The following is an 821-nucleotide window of genomic DNA, read 5'->3' as shown; positions in this document are numbered from 1 at the left end:
CAGGATTTGTAGCCCCCATTACTTCACGATTTTTAGCTATTGCATTTTCGCCTTCTAAAACCTGAACAATGGTTGGACCAGAAGACATAAGTTCGACCAATTCACTAAAAAATGCACGCTCTTTATGAACAGCATAAAATTTTTCAGCTTCACGTTGGCTCATCCACACACGTTTAGATGCGATAACACGCAGCCCCGCATCTTCAAGCATTTTTGTAATTGCACCTGTTCAATTACGACGTGTTGCATCTGGTTTAATCATTGAAAAAGTACGTTCTACAGCCATTTGACCACCTTTATTTTATTATAAATATTATCTGACCGTTCTATAGCGAGCAAGACGTCTCTTGCCAAGTGACTATGAAAAAATCCGCACCAATTTTTAGAATTGTATAGTTCTTCGCTGATTTCAATAAAAAATCTCATTTTAACCTCTTGCCTCATCATAGATATAATAGATTGATTTATAAGGATTATCTACCTTTCTTCAACTTGAATGAAAAACCCGAAGATTGTAAGATTTTCTCATTTTAAACCCTCTTATAGTGAATTCATCAACATCCTTCGCTTGCAAATCACAAGGTGGATGAGCATGTGAATAAAAACACTTAAAAAAAGGAGTAAAAATACCTCTCATGAACCGTCTATAAGAGCTGTCGCAACGCAACATTTTGAGCTGACAAATAGAATGATGATGCCAACTTGCACCAAGAATAAAGATGATAACTACACACTCTCTTTAAAGATTAAATCCACTTGCGCTTATTTTAAAAATATGCAAGGGAGATTTTTCATTATGTTAGTATTGAATGATATTACAA

At 35.0% G+C, this 821-nt stretch carries 1 pseudogene; it reads right to left on the bottom strand.

Annotated elements, in window-relative coordinates:
• A pseudogene (locus ACFIO5_RS11155) lies at window positions 1-286 on the bottom strand (nucleoside-diphosphate kinase); the annotation flags it as partial.
• Between the last annotated feature and the right edge of the window lie 535 nt (window positions 287-821).

The sequence above is a fragment of the Bartonella sp. AA86SXKL genome (assembly GCF_042196885.1).
The sequence above is the reverse complement of the archived record's forward strand: the minus strand, read 5'-3'. Positions and strand labels throughout refer to the sequence as shown.